17 protein-coding genes and 1 pseudogene are annotated in these 19,276 nt (G+C 52.2%); 12 read left to right on the top strand and 6 right to left on the bottom strand.

What is annotated here, in order from left to right; all coding sequences use genetic code 11:
- Positions 1 to 48: 48 nt before the first annotated feature.
- From ASE80_RS13445 to ASE80_RS13425, 6 genes and pseudogenes are all read left to right on the top strand, one after another.
- On the top strand, positions 49 to 414 hold the full coding sequence (locus ASE80_RS13445; RefSeq protein WP_056859350.1) for a histone-like nucleoid-structuring protein, MvaT/MvaU family: 366 nt from the start codon (positions 49 to 51) through the stop codon (positions 412 to 414).
- A gap of 523 nt (positions 415 to 937) precedes the next feature.
- Positions 938 to 2,404 (top strand): YecA family protein, encoded by a 1,467-nt coding sequence (locus tag ASE80_RS13440; protein ID WP_056859349.1) that lies wholly within the window; start codon positions 938 to 940, stop codon positions 2,402 to 2,404.
- A gap of 108 nt (positions 2,405 to 2,512) precedes the next feature.
- Positions 2,513 to 2,593 (top strand): annotated as a pseudogene (locus ASE80_RS31835) (IS66-like element accessory protein TnpA); the annotation flags it as partial.
- 196 nt (positions 2,594 to 2,789) lie between these two features.
- Complete coding sequence (gene tnpB / locus ASE80_RS30720) at positions 2,790 to 2,996, top strand: IS66 family insertion sequence element accessory protein TnpB (protein ID WP_056859348.1); 207 nt, start codon at positions 2,790 to 2,792, stop codon at positions 2,994 to 2,996.
- Positions 2,997 to 3,120: 124 nt separating this feature from the next.
- Complete coding sequence (locus ASE80_RS13430) at positions 3,121 to 3,942, top strand: DUF3825 domain-containing protein (RefSeq protein WP_056859347.1); 822 nt, start codon at positions 3,121 to 3,123, stop codon at positions 3,940 to 3,942.
- Between the two features lie 152 nt (positions 3,943 to 4,094).
- Complete coding sequence (locus ASE80_RS13425; RefSeq protein ID WP_056859346.1) at positions 4,095 to 4,925, top strand: HNH endonuclease signature motif containing protein; 831 nt, start codon at positions 4,095 to 4,097, stop codon at positions 4,923 to 4,925.
- 384 nt (positions 4,926 to 5,309) lie between these two features.
- Here the strand turns inward: ASE80_RS13425 and ASE80_RS13420 are convergent, their stop codons facing one another.
- Entirely contained in the window at positions 5,310 to 6,389 is a 1,080-nt protein-coding gene (locus ASE80_RS13420) for a helix-turn-helix transcriptional regulator (protein WP_056859345.1), read from the bottom strand.
- 87 nt (positions 6,390 to 6,476) lie between these two features.
- Here ASE80_RS13420 and ASE80_RS13415 point away from each other — a divergent pair, with 87 nt between their 5' ends.
- Positions 6,477 to 7,358: a hypothetical protein gene (locus ASE80_RS13415; RefSeq protein ID WP_056859344.1), complete on the top strand. Its 882-nt coding sequence runs from the start codon at positions 6,477 to 6,479 to the stop codon at positions 7,356 to 7,358.
- A gap of 15 nt (positions 7,359 to 7,373) precedes the next feature.
- A complete protein-coding gene (locus ASE80_RS13410; RefSeq protein ID WP_056859343.1) occupies positions 7,374 to 7,715 on the top strand; it encodes a hypothetical protein in 342 nt (113 codons plus the stop codon).
- Between the two features lie 753 nt (positions 7,716 to 8,468).
- Here ASE80_RS13410 and ASE80_RS13405 read toward each other — a convergent pair.
- Positions 8,469 to 9,395 carry a DUF6685 family protein gene (locus ASE80_RS13405; protein ID WP_236708830.1) on the bottom strand — a complete coding sequence of 309 codons (927 nt, stop codon included), beginning with the start codon at positions 9,393 to 9,395 and terminating at the stop codon, positions 8,469 to 8,471.
- A 227-nt stretch (positions 9,396 to 9,622) separates the two neighbouring features.
- On the opposite strand from ASE80_RS13405, the gene ASE80_RS13400 reads away from it, so the two are divergent.
- Positions 9,623 to 10,018 carry a hypothetical protein gene (locus tag ASE80_RS13400; RefSeq protein WP_133257285.1) on the top strand — a complete coding sequence of 132 codons (396 nt, stop codon included), beginning with the start codon at positions 9,623 to 9,625 and terminating at the stop codon, positions 10,016 to 10,018.
- Positions 10,019 to 10,132: 114 nt separating this feature from the next.
- Here ASE80_RS13400 and ASE80_RS13395 read toward each other — a convergent pair whose 3' ends face one another.
- Together ASE80_RS13395 and ASE80_RS13390 are read right to left on the bottom strand one after the other, a co-directional pair.
- Positions 10,133 to 12,004, bottom strand: coding sequence for a UvrD-helicase domain-containing protein (locus ASE80_RS13395; RefSeq protein WP_177336520.1), 1,872 nt, complete (start codon positions 12,002 to 12,004; stop codon positions 10,133 to 10,135).
- Positions 12,001 to 14,298, bottom strand: coding sequence for an AAA family ATPase (locus ASE80_RS13390; protein ID WP_056859341.1), 2,298 nt, complete (start codon positions 14,296 to 14,298; stop codon positions 12,001 to 12,003). Before ASE80_RS13390 ends, ASE80_RS13395 begins: the two co-directional genes overlap by 4 nt.
- Positions 14,299 to 14,522: 224 nt before the next feature.
- On the opposite strand from ASE80_RS13390, the gene ASE80_RS13385 reads away from it, so the two are divergent.
- The 3 genes from ASE80_RS13385 (at position 14,523) to ASE80_RS13380 (ending at position 17,007) form a co-directional block, all read left to right on the top strand.
- The gene (locus ASE80_RS13385; protein WP_236708832.1) at positions 14,523 to 15,752 is read left to right on the top strand and encodes a restriction endonuclease; all 1,230 of its coding nucleotides are present in this window, start codon (positions 14,523 to 14,525) and stop codon (positions 15,750 to 15,752) included.
- 66 nt (positions 15,753 to 15,818) lie between these two features.
- A complete protein-coding gene (locus tag ASE80_RS30715; RefSeq protein WP_111452753.1) occupies positions 15,819 to 16,292 on the top strand; it encodes a RusA family crossover junction endodeoxyribonuclease in 474 nt (157 codons plus the stop codon).
- A 1-nt stretch (position 16,293) separates the two neighbouring features.
- Complete coding sequence (locus ASE80_RS13380; protein ID WP_133257286.1) at positions 16,294 to 17,007, top strand: hypothetical protein; 714 nt, start codon at positions 16,294 to 16,296, stop codon at positions 17,005 to 17,007.
- A 1,090-nt stretch (positions 17,008 to 18,097) separates the two neighbouring features.
- On the opposite strand, the gene ASE80_RS13365 is transcribed toward ASE80_RS13380, so the two are convergent.
- Entirely contained in the window at positions 18,098 to 18,700 is a 603-nt protein-coding gene (locus tag ASE80_RS13365) for a DUF262 domain-containing protein (RefSeq protein ID WP_056859337.1), read from the bottom strand.
- A complete protein-coding gene (locus tag ASE80_RS13360) occupies positions 18,697 to 19,008 on the bottom strand; it encodes a hypothetical protein (RefSeq protein ID WP_056859336.1) in 312 nt (103 codons plus the stop codon). The genes ASE80_RS13365 and ASE80_RS13360 overlap by 4 nt, the downstream gene beginning before the upstream one ends.
- Positions 19,009 to 19,276: the final 268 nt, after the last annotated feature.

Raw genomic sequence — 19,276 nt, 5'->3', positions numbered from 1 at the left:
TGTAGTAGCGCTGCCTATACTGGCACCATCAACTATTTGAGGTGCTCTATGTCCCGTCTTGCCGAGTTTCGCGCGCTCGAACAACAGCTTGCTGCCCAATTAGCAGAGCTTGAAAACCTTAAAAACGATGACGGCTTGAAGCGTGAGATCCAGTTCGAGCAGAAGCTCCGCGAGCTTCTGGGTGAGTATGGTTACAGCTTGCGCAACATTGTCGCCATCCTGGATCCCCAGTCCAATAGCCGCCGCGCTCCAGCTGCTGCTGAGGCTAAGACCCGGAAGGCTCGCGCAGTTAAAGTTTACAAGAATCCTCATTCGGGTGAAGTGGTTGAGACCAAGGGTGGCAATCACAAGGTGCTGAAGGAATGGAAAGCCGAACATGGTTCCGACACAGTCGAGAGCTGGCTGGCCCAGTAAAATCCGTTGAGTACAAATGGAGGGCCCCAAGCGGGCCCTTCTTTATGGGGATAGGAAATGCTTCGTTCAGCAGTGCTTGAGCTGGCAACGAGCTTCAGGTTGGCAGTCGAGATGGCCGTACAGACCGACGATGTCCCCATGCACATTCACGGTTTCCCACGCGGATGCTGCGGAATCATTTCTGAGCTCATGGGCGACTATTTCAACACCCTGGGTGTCGGCGAATTTTTCTACGTTTGTGGGGTGAAGGAGGGTGCTTCACATGCCTGGCTAGAGGTCGATACCGGAATTTCGCATTGCCGATTCGGAGCGAGCTCACCCCACTTCAGCCCCTCATCGAGTCTAAGGTTAACGGAGAAGACTAGGGTAGGATCCTAGGCGAGCAAAGGCTCGGCAATGAGCTTCATCGTGCCATCATCGACCGATGAAAAGTAGTGGGGCGAGCAGCAACATTCGGAGCACCCAGAGTCGCCCGTCTGCTGGCGATTTCTCTAGAAAATACAACTGCACAAGGAATGATCAGGTGCTGAAGCCCATCCGCAAAGAGCCTAGCGTGAATGAGAGCGAGCGCCTTCTCTCATCCATTGTCCAGAATAAGTTTTTCAGTCTTTGGTGCTACCCCAGCCTGTTTCGTTCAGTAGGGAACGGCAAGGAGCTGGCTGACCTTACGATTTACTTCAACAACCATCTCATCCTTTTCTCAGACAAGGGCCATGTCAAATTCCAAGACGATAGGGATGTTCATATCGCTTGGAAACGATGGTATCGCGGCGCAGTCAAGGAATCGGCCAAACAGCTGCACGGCGCGGAGAGTTTCATTAGGAACTACCCTCACAGAATCTTTCTCAACAATAAGCTTGAAGATCCTTTTCCATACGATTTAACCAATCCCGACTTGAAGATCCACCTGGTCGCAGTCACTCGTGGAATTGGCGACCATGCCAAGAGTTTTTTTGATTCGATAGCGCTTGGTAGTAGTGGAACGTTAGGGTATGCGTATCAGGTCGCTGAAGATGTGTTGATGGAAAAGCCTTTCTTCGTGGGGGATGTCGACCAAGCCAAGACTTTCGTGCACGTGCTCGACGAGAGTGGAATTCACCTGCTTCTCGAGGAGCTCTGTACGCCGCCAGATTTTATTCATTATCTGGAAACTAAAGAGAAGACGATTCGCAATCGACGCTTTTTGTTGAGCGCTGGTGAGGAGGAAACGCTCGCGTCTTACCTTCAGGAGGACGGCGGTAACGGCTTTGGGGATCTGCAGGTTCCTCTTATACACCAGGGGCATTGCTTCCAAATTCCGGAAGGCGAGTGGCGACATTACAGGCAGACCGTGGCCTATGCGCTGCGCCATGGACACAAACAGAAAGCAAAGCTATGGAACGAGATAATCGCTCGTTTTGCCGATGCCATCACGGATGCGTGTGTCGGAGAAGCTAGCGACCTCCCTTTCATCGACCATGCTAATGCTGTTCAGGTTCTTGCCTCTGAAAATATGTATTCCAGCAGCTTTCTGGCGTCCGCTTTGTTTGAAAAATTTAGCAGCGTACCTGAAGGCGCTCGCTCTGCTCGAACAGTCCCATCCGTAAGCAATCTAGGTCGAATTTATGTATTCGTATTTTTTCCTTGGGATGATGATTATGTTTCATATGATCACTATAGACAGGAGCGAACAGCGTGTATGCGGCTATATGCATATGTCGCTCGGTACAAGTTTCAGAAGGCTAAGGAAATCCTGATTCTTGGCGCGGACACAAGAGGCCGATCAGGTGGCTCTGAAACGATTTTCGCTATAGACGCTACGGTGCCGATGACGGGCGAAGAGCGGGTGATGGCCCAACACATCATGAAAAACCATCAGATACTGGACAATGTCTCACAGAGGATTATCAAAGTTTCGGATTCTCCTCCAGGTGTTGGGCGGAATGACGCTTGCCCATGCGGGTCTAAGAAAAAATACAAAAAATGCTGTTTGAGTTCTGGCATGTCTTAAAAATCCGTATGCGTCCGGCCAAGTCATCTACCCAGCCCTTCAAGGCAAAGACATGGTGTGCACTTAAATTTAAGTGGACACCAGTCTAGCCTTTTAAGCGGGTATTTCATGCAGCCAACACGCCGTACCCATTCCAAGTCCTTCAAAGCCCAGGTTATCCAAGAGTGTGCCCAGCCCGGTGCTTCGATTGCCAGCATCGCACTCAACCATAGCCTCAACGCAAACCTCGTCCACAAATGGATTCGGCTGCAAGCGCAGCACTGCGCTGCAACCTGCATTTATTCCGTTACGCGTGCCGCTGGCAGCGGCGAGCTTGCACCCAACATCATCGAATATCTGCGTCGAAATCCGGCACCCGCGCGACCTTTCTTCGAGACCTTCTACGATGATTCGCATCGACAATCTCTGGCTCGCCACCGAGCCAATGGACATGCGCGCAGGCACCGACACGGCGTTAGCCAGGGTGATTGCGGTGTTCGGTGCGGCGCAGCCGCACTGTGCTTATCTGTTCGCCACCCGCCGCGCCAATCGCATGAAAGTGCTGGTGCATGAACTGGAGGACATGGTGCCAAGTGAAGGGGCTCCATCTTGAACACCTTACCGTACAGCGCACATATGGGGCCGAGGTCTGACGCAGAGCCGGTGTGCGGGTGGCCGTTCTTCGTGTTTCAACTACCATTCACAAAACAAGCGTCATCAAGCCAAGGGAAGGTAGAATGTTTGATCAAGCGGAAATGTTGGGATATCTGGGCGACTCATACACCAACAAGATTGTAGAGCGCCTCAATAGGTTTGCTTTCATCCCCAACGAGTTGCTTGACAGCCTCGCCACGGATGCACTGACGCAGAACTGGGGCGCTAATAATTTCGTTCTTAAAAAATATCTCGCTGCTCACGTAGCTTGGAGCATCGAGCAAGGACGCTTTACTGTCGGAGGCGATCAATTTTACGTAACAGCTGGCCACCTACAAACACGATACGGAACCCCTCTGTATCTGGCCTTCTCCAAAAATCGCAACACCGGGCGTGAACCCTATTATCTTGTGGCCGCAGGATCCAAGATTTCTGCACCTCAGCTCCCAATTCCGCCAGATATCCCCCCTTCGCCGGTACTCCCAGACCGAGCAGAGATCGTGATGATGCATGATCACATCCTTGGAGATAACGCCTCACGATTCCCTTGGCTGAATCAAACACCTAGGGTCGCCCAAATGTGCGCCATTTCGGGAGCGATCCAGTGGTCGATAAACAGAGGGCTGCATCTCTCCCAATGGTATTTTGGCAGTATGACGTATGTTGTCCCTTTGTATCTCCAGTCACGAGAGGACATCACCGCAGCTCCTGATTTGATCGCTCCCGTTCAGGTCAATCCAGACAGCCTTCTTGTCCGCACGGTACTCTTACCGCACATGGCTTATGGAAACTCTAGAGTAGCGGTCAAGAGGCACGATCAGTTGCCTCACTGGCTAATTGCTGCTTGGGATGAGCATGCTGATCTAATGACCGAAGCTGAGATCGAAAACCCCGAGACGGCATGAGTTTCACGGCGGAATCAATGGATGGTCTTTCTAACGCCGTCCATTGAGTTTCATCCATTTGAACATCCCGGCTTAAAGCCGCGATGCCGACACCCAATTCTTGGAGTACAGGCTTCGTGGCAGCATTAGAAAAGTTCAGGGGAGGGTACACAATGCAGGAAGCCGCGCTACAGGGTTATCTTTGCGAAAAGCTAGAGGAACCAAAAGTTTACCAACCACGTGACGTGACTGTATTTGTGCCTGTCGGGCGCTACGCATCGACTCCAGGCTGGTGTTTCCTGCCTTGGAAAGGCCTTGATGGAGCGTACAAATGGGGCTTCAAAGCTCGGCCTGAAATCAGTGATTACTTCTCCGCACTTATCGGGTTGCAGAGGGCTTTTCTAACTGATGAGGTGGCGGAGTTTAAGGTCGTCAAGAAGGGCCAGCGAGTGGTAGAAACTCAAAGGCGGGCTCGTTGGCGGGATGGAGCAGCTCGTCCAAACCTGTTATACCCCCGGCAGGGGTGGATTGAAGTGCCTGTTTCGGAACTTGAATCTCTTGGCCTCAGCCAACGTCAAAAAATGATTCTGGATCCGCATGTACTAAATCCACGCCTTGGCGGACTTGAGAGTTTCACAGAGCGTGCGAGTCGTGTTCGAAACTTCCAAGGCGATTTCAGCTTGGGCACCTCAGCATTATGGGCTGGGCGCTGCGCTATCACAGGTTCCTCATTAGCACTAGAGGCTGCACATCTCAAACCGGTGGCGGTATGTGAAGAGGATGATCCAGCCTTGACTGATCCCTACAATGGCATCCTCCTGACTGCGTCCCTTCACAGACTGATGGATGCCGGGGTCATCGGCTTTGACTCGGATGGCATGTTGGTGGTCGATCCAGAGTTAAGCTTGGAGGAGCGAACAATCCATCAGTTGGTAGGGGCGCACAAGATTGATTTTCGTCCTGAAGCGATGAAATACCTTCAGCACCGCATCAAGCGCATATAGGATTGCTCTGGAGGTTGAGCTTTAATTAATAGCAGCCAAGCTTGGTGCGGTAGCTTGTCAGCAAACTGGCGGGTGAGTATGGAAGCCCGCATGACCAAGCGCCCGCTTTTGGCGGTATGGTTCACGACAGCCGACCCCCATTGGTTGCACGCCCCGAAACAGCTGAAGCGCCTTGAGCATCCACTCATGCGTCTGCCGTGTGATTAGCAGCGCCACCGGATCAGCCCCCAACCGATCACCCAAGCTGCCCATCCGGACTTACAGCATGTTGGCGGTAGCTGAGCGCGTCGCAGTCATCATAAAACGTGATGTACCAGCTATCTACATCTGCCACGAAGTGATTCGCGCCGGCCTCATCCCAGCCCTGAACACCTACAGTCACCATCACAGCTTGTCGCTTGCGTACATTTCCAATGCCCGGCGCAATGAATTTTTGATGTGGTCGCGAAGGTGAGGCGGCTCCAGGACTTCGATCTCGTCTGCATTGCTAAGCAAAAACAGTCTCAACCCTTGGGTATCTTGAATTGAGCATTTCAAGATTGTCCCGATAGGGGTCTGTTCGATTTTTTGAGTGTCATTCAACTGGTTTTCTGTGAGGCGGTTAAGGAGAATTGCTTCAAGACGCAGCCTCAGCTCAATGGGAGCTTCGTCGTGAATGGTATTCAGATCTCGCTGCACTACGAACGCGTCGACGCTATAGCCCTCTGGCTCAGGGGTATCTTGCCAATAAGTCTTTACGTTAACCATCCGATGAAGCATGAGCACGCACTGCTTGCCAGGCCCATTACTACTGTACTTCCCGCGCGGGGCATCCCAGTTGGGCATCTTGCCGTCAGGCCACTGCTCAGATTCGACGTAGGCAGACAGGTAGATATTAGAGTCCTGGAAGGACAGCGCTAGAGGCCTCAACACATAAGTGCATTCGAGATCACCAGCATCGCGGGGCTTATAAACGACCTCTAACGTCTGGCCGTCGAGCATGGCCGCTTGGATGAGCCCAAGGTGCGCCGGATCGTAAGCGCCAGGCAGTAGGGTGATGAAGCGAGTGCCCGTAGTGATTCTGCCCTGGCCGATCAGGTCGTGTTTTGAGTTTCGGCTTATTACCCCTAGCGCGTAATCTTGAAGCTCCACGAGCTGGTCGGTTACCACTTTGAACCCGAAGCGCTCGGCATGCTGCAGAATGGCTACCAACGTCATCGATTCAGCGGGTGTCAGTACGAGATCTAAGCGAGATTTTCGCAGTTTCCACCGGTAGGATTTTTGACCTACTGGCTTCTCACCGGCGATCAGTCCCTCCGAAGCAAGGATCTGCAGGTCTCGCAATGTGGTTTTAAGGTGGGGAACCTGTTCAATCCAATGTGTCAGCTGAGCGTGCAGCTCCTCAGTAAGCAGGGAGCGACGCTCCCGCAGCAGCATACCTAAGAGTGCCTTGCGTCTATCTTCCTTGGAAATTTTCTTAACCATAGCGAACTCACAGACAAAATCTGTCCTTATTGTGAGTCAGTATCACTTTGCCAGCAAGAAAACCCATCGAACTCAATGGAGCATCTCATGAAGATTAAGGTTTCGCACCGGAAGTACCCCGCTTACAAAGATCGTGCTGAGGTCAATGCTTTCATTGAATGGCTTGCTGAACAGTTGGGGTCTAACAAGCCTTTGGAGCATCATTACACCAACCGGCAGACCAGCAAGATCTGGCAGTTCTCAAATCTTCATGATGCTTTTGAGCAGTACGAATGGAATCACCCAGGGGTGGCCCATCTCAATGTCAGCGCGGGCAGTTGTGGTAATAGCAACGCTAAAGCCCTTGAGGCTCTAGCCGCTGACCTCAGCGCGGCTGCATGCGACGACTCGATGCTGCGGGGAACCCAGGCCACCATGTCTTGGGGTGGCGTTTCTGCTAAGAACAACCGCTGGCTTGAAGAGAATCGAGTGGGTTTGGCAGCGATGATCGAGCAGGTTGCGGAGGTTCTGCGACATGGAGATCTGGATAGCCCTAAATTCTTTAGCGATCTGCGCTTCAATGCGGGCATGACTAAGGTCTATTCGCTGATCTGCGAGAATTTCATCATCTACGACAGCCGAGTCGCTGCTGCTATGGGCTGGCTCGTCATGAAATACTGCTGTGACAGAAAACTTACCTCTCTCCCTGACGGGCTTCGTTTCCCTTGGGCGCCGGCAAAGGAGGCTCAGAACACTGTTGCGCCTAAGAACCGTGATCCGAGTTTGGAATGTGACTTTAAATTTCCCCGGCTGCGACGAGGTCATCACCACGCACTCTGGAATATGCGGGCGAGCTGGGTGCTCAGCGGAGCCTTGGCTCATCCATCGGCGCGCGCGAGCCGCTTCCATGAGGGGTTCGGGAATCCTCTTCGTAAACTTGAAATGGGCCTTTTCATGATCGGGTACGACCTTGGCCACCGAGTCGGGTGAGCGAGGGGATGGGGCATGAACGACAAACTTAATCTGGAGGCGCTGATCCTGGCATCGATTGGATCGGGGATTTCCCACTCCTTGTTGAGGAGCCGAATAGCCGAGCAGGTACCACACGTATCTTGTCGAGAGCTTGATGATGCGCTGGTGGAGTTCCAATTATCCGGCGCACTGCATCAGTTCTACAGTAAGGCGGAAGATGTTTGGGCTGTTGGCTCGGGCGAGGAGGAGGTCTTCGAAGACTTCAGTCCCGAAGTGATTGAGCAGATCCTCAACCCCGGAGAGTTTGTTGAAATAGATGTCGATCAGCTACTCGCTGAGCTGGATGCCATGATCGCTCGGGCCCGGACGAAATAGCTCCAGGGCTAGGCTGAGGAAGGGTATGGAACCTCCGGTCGAACTGATTCCAGTCCGTGCTCAGCAGCCGTTAGACTGCCGGGATAACGCTCAGAGAATAAGTGCCTCGGGAGTTTCAATGAGTCTGGCTCAGGTTATCCGGCGCCTCGCTCCGGTTTATGCGCACCGTGCTGTCAGCGGTAAAGGCTCGAGGTACCAGTTACTGCGAACCGCATCCCGTCGACCTCGACCTTTTCGGCGATGGCAGTCTTGTCGAAGTCCATGGCTTTAAGCTCTCTAATGACGTCCGCATACCGAGGTCGCATGGGCGGTCGCGGTAGGGAGGTTCACCATCGCGGCTGTTAGGTACAATCGCTTCCTATGCGAACGAGGGAGGCTAGCTGGCGCAGGTCAGTACAGTGAACGCGTGGCTGCGTAGGCGCATTCGATCCTTTCAAAGGTTCTGGTTGATCAGGCAGAGTCACGTGGGACGGAAGTGTCCAGCTTTTGAGGCATCTGGAGGTGGATGATATCGGCGCGGCGCTCCCCGAACCTCCACATATCGACGCTGTCCGCAAGCAGTCCTGATTGAGCGTCACAGTTCCAGTATCAACTTTGTTGACGAGACCAGTATTCCACAGCCATGGCGTAAGCGCTTTCTGCAAGCGAGCGTCGGCTCGACGCGCCTGATCGATGGCCCATACGCCCAAGACTGGGAAAAAAATCCGATTCAATGGCAGGCTGAAATGCAGCATTTAGATGCACATAGGGCTGCTAGGCGACCGAGACATGATGACCCGTAGCATTAGCCAGCTTCTGGAGGTAAAGGCCTAAATCCTGAAACCCAGCCTCACGCAGTACCTCAGATACCTTTCCAGCGCGCTTCTCCGCTTTGGGCAGGAAAATCGCAGCCTGGTCTGTGTATGGACGTGGGAGATCCTTCCAATAGTAGGTTGCCTCAAACCTCTGCATGGCTCGGTGAAAATCCATTTGCTGTTTGCAGTGCCATGAAAACACAAACATGTCGAAATCGCGTCTTAGGCTCGCCAAGGCGACCTGATTAATTCCGTATACCTTATACCGACCTGTGAGTGGGACGTTGACCCCGATGCGTTTCGCGATGTACTTAGCCGCTGCGAAGTGGTGGGAGCCTCCGCTGTTGATCAAGAACACTCGTCCGTCCCATTCCCAAGTGGAGAAGTAATCGTGATCTTCTCTAGAGATGATCCGGATCTCGTCCCATCGGAGATTTTCTTCAAGCTTTTCTTGGGTAACGGGTGTGATCATCGGCTGGGAGTTACGCTCAACCATGGCGTCCATGCTTTTGAACCTGCGCAGCTCTGACTTTGACGCGGAAAAGCCATCGACCTGCTGAATGTCACAGTTCCAGCGCTGGATCTCCCTAACCGTACCCAAGCTGAGAAGATCCTCTCGGATTAAGCTGGTGGAGCCGTAGTTTTGATAGGAGCCAGGGGAACGTGTCCATCCATTGAGCCTCCGCCGGTACATCCGACTGGTCTCATACCCCAAGTCGCCAAAGTCGTTCCAGCGCACCACTTCGCTTGCGCTGATACCCTTCTCATGTTCGACCAAATGCCTGTTAAGGCCGACGTCTGCACGAAGCAAGTTTATGAGGGTCGCCGGCTGGCCGAAGTCCTCCAGTAAAGAGTCGCGTAGAAATTTGATCGCTTTCTTAAGCATTGGCGCTTCCTATATGTCTACCTCGGCGCGATGCACGAGATGCCTCAGCACAGGATGCAGCACTGCGATATGGAAGGCTAACCGAAACATAGCTGCAAATTCCGGATAGGTGTTGGGCTGATGCCCGTGACTATGTCGACCTGCGAAAGCTCGACCCGAAGACTGTCGGTTCAATCAGCTTCGCGCGCACTGTCCCTATTGGTGACATTGCCGAGATGTGGGAGGGGGTGGTTGAGCGAGAAGAGGCTAGCCACGCCGCTGTAGTAGGTAAACTTGCATTGGTGTGCGCCAGGGCTAATGCCGAGAATTTCATCATGCCCCGGAATTGCAGAAGCATCATTGCGTCGCGGGCGTGCGATGCCAGTATTTCGCAACGTGAAAAGCAGGAGCTACTGCTTCAGGCTCTGAAACTGCATGTCGATTGGGCTACGACCTCGTCGATACTGGTTTCGCTCTCCGGTGGATACGCTGAGTTGTTGGGGAATAAACGAACTGTGCGGTTGCCGAATTTTGAGCTTGATGTTCGTCTTTCTCAGGCGCTCAATGATCGTGGCTTTGTAGGCAAGATCAAGCCGGAAAAAGACTACATAACGGTCTACACCAAGCGAGCTGGCAGGCTCTAGGCATGGAGTTTCAACCGGCCGAGAATAGATAGCCTGCCAAGCCGCAAGGTGGCGCACTCCACAGCAGGGAAATAACCTCAGCCCTGTTACCGGCCAGCTACCTGCGAGAGGAGGTCATAGAATTTCGATCTCCTCTGGCTGGAGCCATCCTGCTTCAATCACTCGCTGTTTCGCCGTCGCCGGCTGAGAGGTGTAAACCACAATCGCGAGACTTTCTTCGACCCGGCTGCAAGTGACGTACAGCAGGCGACGAGTGCGAGCCAAGGAGTCATCTTTGCCCTCGCGTTGATTTTTTACATCGCTGTCAGAAGCAGGCTTGACCCCCAAGAGCTTGTCGTAACTGAAAAGGAAACCACCTGCTTCCTCGTCGTTGAGGATAACCATGACTCTAGGGAACTCTAGTCCCTTCACACCTTGGTGAGTGTCAAAAGGGGATAGTCCCTCGGTATAGCCAGCGAACGCAGCCATTTCCGAGAAGGGGCGCGCCAGTAAAGTCTGGTATGCATGGGTTTCTAATGCATCACGATCCGATGTGTCGGGAGGATTATCACTTGTGGCGCCCAGCAATAGAGCTGTCACAAGTCGATCAGGGAGATCTAGTAGTGCTGTTTCGAACAGAACATGAGCCACCTCACCGATTAGGGGATCGTTGGCATTGAATAGTTCGCATAACGACTCAGTTGCTGCTCTTGCTTTATCAAGCAAGGCCAACTGGTCAGGCGCGTCTTTTATAGATTTAGTATCGAGAAGCGGAGACTGAAGCCGCACAGCCTCCATGAGGCTGAAACTGTTCGCCTTGGCAGCTCGAAGAATAGGGGCTACCCGATCAAAGAACAGTCTCAAGATTGGCAGTGTTCCATCCAGTAGCCCCGTTCGCAGGTGCTCAACTCCATACAACGGTGTGAACACACCCTCGAACCCCATTCGGCGTCCGGCCATCTTGTGTTCAAGAATCAGGGATTTTCTTCCGTCTTTACCAGTTGCCCACTGAGCGTCGCCGGTGATGGCTGCCATGCGGTGTGCGATGTCTTCCTCCAACTCGAAACCTTGACCTGGTATCTGTTGGGTGCAAAACATTCGAACCGTGCCTTCTATAGCGTCAGGCTTTGGCTTCTGCTGATGGCTGTCTGCGCTCGCACGAATTACGTTGATCAGATCAACGACCCGCGTCGGGCACCGACGGTTCATACGTTTTTCGGGCACAGCCCAGTCTCGAGGGATCGCTTCCTCCAAGCGCACCTTCCCATCGCTGTAGATACGCTGCATCGTATCGCCGAGAAGCCCGAGACAAAAACGGTCAGGGATGAGGGATTGTGCTTGCAGAAAAGCGTCCATGAGAGGCCCATAAGTATCTTGGCTCTCATCGATCAAAAGTACCGGATGCAGATCCGCCATAACGTTCAGCAATGGAGGCTGCTGGATAAAAGCAGCGGCCATTTGAATGACTTCACTATGGTTTAGGGATTGCCTACCGCGATTGTCGCCGGTAGGGCTGTATATGAATGTTGATATCTCATCCAGGGAATCGAGGCGACGAGCTTTGCTATCCCTCGAAGCTTGATTTGCTAGAAATGTCTTGTTTTGCCCTCGAGCCTTTCCGAGCCTCTCATTAAGCTCGCCAATATCTTGAGTGAGCTTGACCCGAAGCCACTCACGAATATCATCATTGAAGCCCTGAATCATCCGCCAAGAAAACGCGTGAATGGTTGACACAACCACCAGTGGGTCGTGTTCAAGGCGGCGGGTAATTTCCTCGGACGCCGCTTTGGTATAGGTGATGATCGCGATTTGGCGTCCTTCAAAAGTCAGTCGTTGCCGTTCCCTATCCTTTAGAGTTTTCACGGCTTCGACTAACGAATGGGTTTTTCCAGAGCCAGCGCCGGCGTATAGGAAAAAACTCTTCGGATGGTCGAGATTCAGACAGTCTTGAATGATCTGGTCGGCATCAGGAACATCATCCATAGCAGCTTCCGGCTGCCGGTTCATGGTGTCACCTCGAGAATCGCTGAAGGGATGATCAGCAGCTCTTTGCTTTTTCTTTCGAGCTTGGACTGCAACCACGCCAAGCCTTCATGGATGTAAGTAGGCACCTTCAACTTGGCGAAATCAGAATCGCCTAGAACCTGTAGTGCGAACTCAGCCTTATCACCATCCTTGAGCTTGGTGAATAGCTCTGTGCCAAGCTCTAAGGAGGTTTCTGCTTCACGTAGCGCCTTGGCAAAGGATCGCATCAGCCCGCGCCCCGCTTTGTTAGCAAAATGCTCTGTATTGCTCAAGACGAGGCTGTCTTCAAAGGTATTTGGTAGTGCTTCGACATTTAACCCCGTTTTGGGTAAGCGGACAGTAATGGGCGTCTGATAAGCGATCCTGATCGAAAACAGATCGTCAATTTGCTGGGCTTTACTGTCAAAGGGCAGATCCAGTAATGAGTCCACATCATGTCCAAGGCCTGCTGCTCGCATCCAATGGCGCACGGTTGGGTTGTTAGTGGTTTGGCCTTTATTCCGTTCGACAGGTTTGCCGACCTGTAGGAGACCCGCGTCCAAGTCAGTTATCACCAGAGTGACAATGCCCAACGCATCGATCAGGGGCCGGAGCCGATGCGCGTGACTTCCCCCAATATCCAAAATGGTTATGTAGCACTGGTCTAGGAAACGAAAGTGTTGCCTCAAAAAATGAGGAAGCATCATGCGCTCAGCGGCCCCCTCAACAAGGATCACCGCATCCGCAAAGAACAGGTCGGCATGTTGGGCCCGAAGGTAACGGGTGACGAATTCCTTCGTTTGATTGGACTCGCCAAACACTGTGCTTAGGTTCGAGACGGTAGAGACTGGGATTGATATCCCGGCCATGCCGGACGGAAGCCTGCGGAAGTATCTCAAGTTTTCGTAGTCAATCTCATGAGCTACGTGGCTAGAGTGGGAACTGACCATCAGCTGTGTCCTGAGGTTCGGATACTTCGCTAACAATGGGTCGCTGCAAAGCACATGGTAGGCGTGTTTTATGAATGCTTGCTGAACCTGGACGTGCAGGTGGGCCTCCGGCTCTTCGATTAGAACCAAATGTATAGGCTCAACACCAGTAGCACTTTGCTCTTCAGGACTTCTGTACTTCTTCAGCCATTCATCTCGAAATGCCATCAATCGGAATATCATTGAGATGAGGTTTTGGTAGCCGAGCCCGTTGGACGTTTCCGGAAGCCTAAGAGGCGGTGCTCCAGGGGCTCCTCCAACGGAATCTAATTCAAACAGCACCGCTGCTTCGTGGTTCATCCCGTCGGTAGGGGCGAGTCGGGTGGAAACTCGGATGGACGGGTCGGAGTTATTTGGATAGCCCAAGCCGGCAACCTCCTTGAGCGCAGGCGCGAAGCTCGTACTCAAGCGAGTGTCAAAGGCAGTTTGAGCCGCCTCAATTGCTCTGAGTGCCTCCAAATCTGAAATATCTGGGCTATCGCCAGGATCAAGATGCCTGCTGTAGTACGCTCGCAATTGTTCCGAGAGCCTCCTGCCCGATCCATGTCCTCCCTCTAGGACTCCTTCGTCAGCGCTGTCACCAAAGCCGCGTTGAGCATTGATCTCGTGGACTCGAATCAGGTCTGTTAGGGGATTGCGTTCAAGTGGCGTAGCAGTGGCCGCAAGCGGTTGCTGGTTAGCTTTACGAGTCGCAGGATTTGGTGCTCGTAGCTGGCCTGGATCAAGTCGGTACCATCGGATCTTGAAGGTTTTACCAATCCGCCGATTTAGGTAGTCATGCAAGCTCTGCGGCCAGAGCGGAAGAGATGGTGGCTGTGTACCTAGCGCTGCCTGTTTTTGAATTTCCTGCTGAAGCTCCCTCACTCGTGCTCGCTCTTTGCGGTAATCGACGAACAGCGTTGGCATATCATCCGGTTCCAGCCGGAACCGCATACCGACATGGCCGCCTTTCCAGGCGAAGTTCGGTATGAGATCTCGGATGTGATGAAGCTCGCCTTGAGCTGCTTCAAGCCAAATATCTAGCGTTGGCAACCAGTCAGCCCATTCATTTGCGACTGGGATGGGGAAGCTATCATCTGCAGCCTCCCAAGCTTCACCAATGGAATCGATTGTGGCGAGATGGCTCAGAGTAAGATCTTGCAATCTGAAAATCGATGCTTTCGAAAGTAGGAACTTGCGCAAGGCCAGCATCGCAGATGATTTGCCACTGTTGTTGGCTCCGACGAGGAGTGTGGTCTCGACTGCCAGGTCGACCCGTACGGATAGGAGCTTGCGGAAGTTCGCGATTTCCAGATGCTGAATTTGCATAGTCGCTTCCCTGATGACTGCTCAGCAACGGAGCGTCCGGCTGATAGATACTGGAACTCTAGCTTAGCCGGCCCGGCACTCCAATCGCCGTGATGGGATTTCGCCATCATTTGTGCGTCTGCGTGCAGTGGAAACAAGCTCGTGGACTGTGTGATGGCACTGAGCTATGGTCGCTAGCAGGATGTGCGTGAAGGCACGCGATGACTTGGGAAGGAACGGAAACGATGATTTACCATTGCAACGGATGCAACAGGACTACCTTCGAGACAGCATGCCCGTGGTGCATGGGCTCCCAAGTTTCGCCGTCATCAGAACTCACGTTGCGGCACCTCACTCCACTGGATCCTTCGTTTTACCCCGACTTTCAATACAGATCCAAAGGCTTGATTCAAGACTTCTTCGGTAAGAAGAAGGAGCAAGCCCAACTGAATGATCTTCTAAACAACGTATTGAGAAAATACGCGGAGCTGAAGCAGCCATACTTTACGAACTTCATTCACACGACTCGCGAAAGCGCAGGTAGTAGCGATGACGCAGGCGTGCCCGGCCCACGTTTGGATGGTGTGTACAGCGAGAGAGAGCTGTTCAGGGAGGTCTTGATTCGCAAAGGCTTTGACGAGCTTGAAGGGCTTCCATCTCTTTTGGACAAGCTGCTGCAAACCACAGCATTCAACTCTTCCTACCTGGGCTTCTCGAGAGAGTTGACCCGCCACATCCGAGCTGATCTTGCCGACACCTTACGTTCCTGGATTGAAGAGGCCGGTACGACATTCAGGTCTGACTTGGCTCTGTTCTATTACCACCTGTGGGAAAATGACTTTGCGTTCCCCGATGTGCAATTTAATCCCCAAGCGGCTTCGACATCTGGTGTGCCACTCCTCCCGCTACAGGTTTTTCGGAGTGGCCTAAGCCGCTGCGAAGAGATTTATTTCGATATTCTCGTCGAGCGGCTGGGATCTCAGCTGGAGCATTTCAATCCCAACCAGTTCATCACCATGTACTTGGTGGATGCCATGGACGGGTTTCAATTCGAAGCCTTCCTGGTTGAGATTTTTCAAACCATCGGCTACGACGTGAAAGAGACCAAGAAGACGGCTGATCAAGGTGCCGATCTATTTGTCAGCCGTTTTGGCAAAAACATGGTGATCCAGGCCAAGAACTACTCTGGCTCTGTGGGTAATGCTGCTGTGCAGCAGGCCATCTCTGCTAAAGCCTTCTACGGGTGTGACGAGGCGATGGTCGTCACGAATTCCTACTACACGAAATCAGCGAAGGAGTTGTCCAGCACTGCGGGCGTGCGACTAATCGACCGTGATGGTCTGCAAAGCTACTTGGATAGATACAACCAGAGACTTATTGAGGTTTTTCAAGCTGAGGAGGGGCTGGCGTCATCAACGTTGGGAAAGCTAAGTAGCGGCCAAAAATGCGAGAGTCCGTCGACTATCCTACTTTAACCAGTGAGAAAGGCGGAGCTGTAATGCAGCTCAAAATGCGATTGGACTTGAAAAAAACGAGGCGAAATGATGACTATCCCAATAAATTTTAAGGTTTTAGGCAGTCCGTCTTCTGTCAACGGTACTGCACTTAAGAAGAACGCATGGAAGGTATTGGTTTCAGCGGCTGCAGGTGCTGCTGTGTCAAGTAAGTTTCCAGGCGCTGCTGGTTGCCCCAGAGCGGTCACGGTAAAAGTATTTTTCTTTCCAATAAACAATCAATACATTGATGTAGATAATGGTTTGAAACATACTATTGATGCGCTATCCCCTAGCGTAATTTTAAATGACAAGGCAGTGTTCCGAATAATTACAGAAAGGTTTTTGCCTTTACCCAAGAATGCGCTCTTGGTTTCAGTAGCCCATGCGGCTGAAATAGCAGAAGCGATGATGATCGCGAATGGAACTGCTCGTTCTGCTAAAGGGAAGCTTGTGCCAAAGCAACATGTGACGACAATTAAGGTAGAGGATTATTTAAATACAAATGGGAGCTATTGGTAACGTGAAAAATTATGAAAGGTATCAGCTTGAACTAATTGCCAATGAATATGCCAGTAATGGATTCGAAGTTTTGTTCGAGACGGCTCTTCCCGGCAGTAATATTTTTTTTGATGCGATAGCGCGTCGTAGATCCGACGATCAATTGGTTTTGATAGAGTTGGTGAGCGCAAGACTTACTGAGAAGCAGATTATAGCGCGACGCCGATCAATTTCAGAGGCCGCTCTGAAATTTCCTACTGCGCTCGTCGACTTTCGCTATATTGATGATAATAGTCAGGCGCTATTATCGGTTAGTCATAATCGTAGCCGTAGTGTCAGGCTAAAACAATTAGAATCTTTGCTCTCGGAAAAGCTGCCGATTGTTAAGGGTAAGCCATTCGATGCGGCAAAAGAAATTTTGTTCTTATGGGCAAGTTACTCATCTTTGTTGCGTGGTTATGGATATTGGCTGAAGCACCCAGAGTGTGAAACAATAATTCTGCTTGATCTTTATAATGACATGCTTCGATGTGGCTTTTTGAAGCCGCCTGAAAAAATTATGGATGGTTTAGAATTTGATATATTTTCTTTGCATGATGCTGTAATTGCTTCTACCCAAGGCGCTATTGTAGCTATGACATATGTCATACAGCTCAGAGGGCATTATCAGTCGCTTCGCAAGCAAGTTAAATCTAGAATAAGACTTCATAAGCCAAGAGAAAAATTTCAGTGGTAGCTATTATGCTCAATCGAGAAAAAGCTAGAGCACACGGGAAATCGAACTGATTTTGCAATATTAGTTAAAATTAGTTAAATGGGTTGACTAACTAGATCTCACGCATTCCTGCAGGTGGTAAGATCAGCCTATGCGAAGCTTCCGCCCAAGTTTTTGCGTGATTGAACCGGCGCCGTCCCCTGCAGTAACAATCAGGAAATCTAATATCGCCCGATATACCTGCAGGCGCGAAAGTGCATCGGTGAGTAGCGATGTCGGATTGGCACAGGTAAGCGAAGCGCGATATTGAACCATGAAGGGCCGAGACGTGGGCTTCGACAAGACTCGGTTTACGACACCTATTCCCTGCCGGGGTACGCACTAAGAAGCTTGTGGGCGCGGTGGCAGTCGATTGGGTTGAGTGGAGAAAATCTAGTGGGTATGACAGGCGACGACATCGTGTACTGCGACATTCAAATGCCCCTCGTCCAGGGCAGGGAGCTGCTGCAGTTGGCGAATACGTTGCGAAACTCGAAGGGCTATCCCAATCTCGAAAAAGTGTTCGAGAATATACCCTATGAGCTCATTACCTCTATCGATATCATTGAGAGCCCACCGAGTTGGGGCCCTTGGTGTCAGTGAGTCATGCGGAAGAGTTGTTCTCCCTGCTCCATGACCAGCCTACAGACTACCGATGGCGCTGCACCAAGCCCTTATAGAACTCACGGGCTTCAAGTATCTGTTCCCGAATCTCTTCAGGGTCGATTCTTAGGCCGCCGCCAGGAGTTACCTGTAGCGTTTTTAGGCCATTGGCTGCCTTTATAAAAGCTCGCTCCTCCGCTTGAACCCATTCAGGACGTTTGTCCTTCCAAAATGACCATGCCATTTCGACTCGCCTCACTTCTCGATGGATGGAGGCTAGTATGTGGTAGCTGCAGGAAATATCCAATCTAGGCCGTGACTCCGACATCTTGTAAGCGGAGCGCGCAGACCAGGAAGGTCGGAGGACATGAGGATGGAAGCCCGTAGGGCCAAGACCTGTCATAGACAGGGCTTGGTTAACGACAGCCGTCCCTGCAAGGGCATGCCACCACCGCCTCAGCGTCGATGACTACAGAAACGTGCGCTGATCGAATGACCTAGGCACAACTCCCTGAGCGCAGAGATCATAGGTTTTTCGCAATGCTTCCTCATCGCCAGAAGACACCCTCATATGGGTAAAGATCGCCGACAGAAAGCGCTTCCTTTCGCCGTTGCCGAGCTCAGACCAAATCCTCGGCTGTCCTTGTGCATCAGGGATCGCCAGACGGTCGAGGAAATACTCTTCCAGGCTGTGAAGGCGTTGCTGGCCATCAATCAAAATTTCACTGTTTTCGGCTAACGCCCTGCTACCGATCACTGGCTCGTACCAGTCATTCGTGAGGTAGCTCCCCAGATCCGCGCCTGACCATACAGCAGAGATAAAGCGAGACTTCTGACCGAGGTTCCACTCCAACCCGCGCGCCCACGATGGAACGGGCATGCCCATAACGAATCGCGCAGCCCACGGAAACTGCTCACGAGCGGAGGAGGGCTCTACCAGATACTTTTCCCAGTTGCCCACTAAGACCTCGAGGGGACAATGACTGACGGTCGTGGGCAGAAGACGCTGTGGCATATGGATGTGCCGGTCTGATGTTCCGCCGTCGGCGTAGCGTTTAAAAAAGGAAGTCATGGTTTTCCTGGGTAGCTCAGGTTGGTCGAAGTATTCGTGTAAGTACGGGCGCATCGCCAGGCGTCGACCGTAGCAATGATCAGCAGATCCCGATCTGTGGAGATATTGATCTGGCCGCTATCGGCCAAGGCATGTGCATAGCCCTCGGCATAGGCTGCTGCTTTGTTGAATTCGGATGTGCAGGTTGCGGATTCGATGTAGCCGATCAGCCGCTCCCATGTGCGCCGCTGGCGGTTGCCGAGAATCGTGCAGGGGAACGGAAAGGCGCCGCTCAGGCGCTGTGCGAAGTCATGTGTAGAGAGGGTCAAGGCTATCGCTCAAAAAGGGTACTTACCTATGACAAACGGTTTCTTTCGGAAAACCTTGAGCCTGAAGTGAGTTTTTTTGAAGGTATACAGGTTTGCCCAAGCACGGCAGCTGGGACTGATGCGTTGGAGGACTGTCACATCAGGCAAGCGGAGCGCGCAGGCGTGAGGATGGAAGCCCGGCAGGGCCAGGACAACGGCGAGTATCGCCGGGCCTGGTTCACGACAGCCGGCCCGCTAGGGCACGGCATAAATTAAACGTGGCCCCTGC

The sequence above is a fragment of the Pseudomonas sp. Leaf15 genome, from assembly GCF_001421425.1.
Taxonomy (GTDB): Bacteria; Pseudomonadota; Gammaproteobacteria; order Pseudomonadales; family Pseudomonadaceae; genus Aquipseudomonas; species Aquipseudomonas salomonii.
This window is presented reverse-complemented; position numbering and strand designations above follow the sequence as displayed.

Coding starts and splice junctions, on each gene's coding strand:
- tnpB (WP_056859348.1), top strand. CDS start 2,790: ATGATTCGCATCGACAATCTCTGGCTCGCCACCGAGCCAATGGACATG.
- ASE80_RS13390 (WP_056859341.1), bottom strand. CDS start 14,298: ATGCAAATTCAGCATCTGGAAATCGCGAACTTCCGCAAGCTCCTATCC.
- ASE80_RS30715 (WP_111452753.1), top strand. CDS start 15,819: ATGATGACTATCCCAATAAATTTTAAGGTTTTAGGCAGTCCGTCTTCT.
- ASE80_RS13365 (WP_056859337.1), bottom strand. CDS start 18,700: ATGACTTCCTTTTTTAAACGCTACGCCGACGGCGGAACATCAGACCGG.
- ASE80_RS13420 (WP_056859345.1), bottom strand. CDS start 6,389: ATGGTTAAGAAAATTTCCAAGGAAGATAGACGCAAGGCACTCTTAGGT.
- ASE80_RS13410 (WP_056859343.1), top strand. CDS start 7,374: ATGAACGACAAACTTAATCTGGAGGCGCTGATCCTGGCATCGATTGGA.
- ASE80_RS13425 (WP_056859346.1), top strand. CDS start 4,095: ATGCAGGAAGCCGCGCTACAGGGTTATCTTTGCGAAAAGCTAGAGGAA.
- ASE80_RS13405 (WP_236708830.1), bottom strand. CDS start 9,395: ATGCTTAAGAAAGCGATCAAATTTCTACGCGACTCTTTACTGGAGGAC.
- ASE80_RS13415 (WP_056859344.1), top strand. CDS start 6,477: ATGAAGATTAAGGTTTCGCACCGGAAGTACCCCGCTTACAAAGATCGT.
- ASE80_RS13445 (WP_056859350.1), top strand. CDS start 49: ATGTCCCGTCTTGCCGAGTTTCGCGCGCTCGAACAACAGCTTGCTGCC.
- ASE80_RS13385 (WP_236708832.1), top strand. CDS start 14,523: ATGATTTACCATTGCAACGGATGCAACAGGACTACCTTCGAGACAGCA.
- ASE80_RS13430 (WP_056859347.1), top strand. CDS start 3,121: ATGTTTGATCAAGCGGAAATGTTGGGATATCTGGGCGACTCATACACC.
- ASE80_RS13395 (WP_177336520.1), bottom strand. CDS start 12,004: ATGAACCGGCAGCCGGAAGCTGCTATGGATGATGTTCCTGATGCCGAC.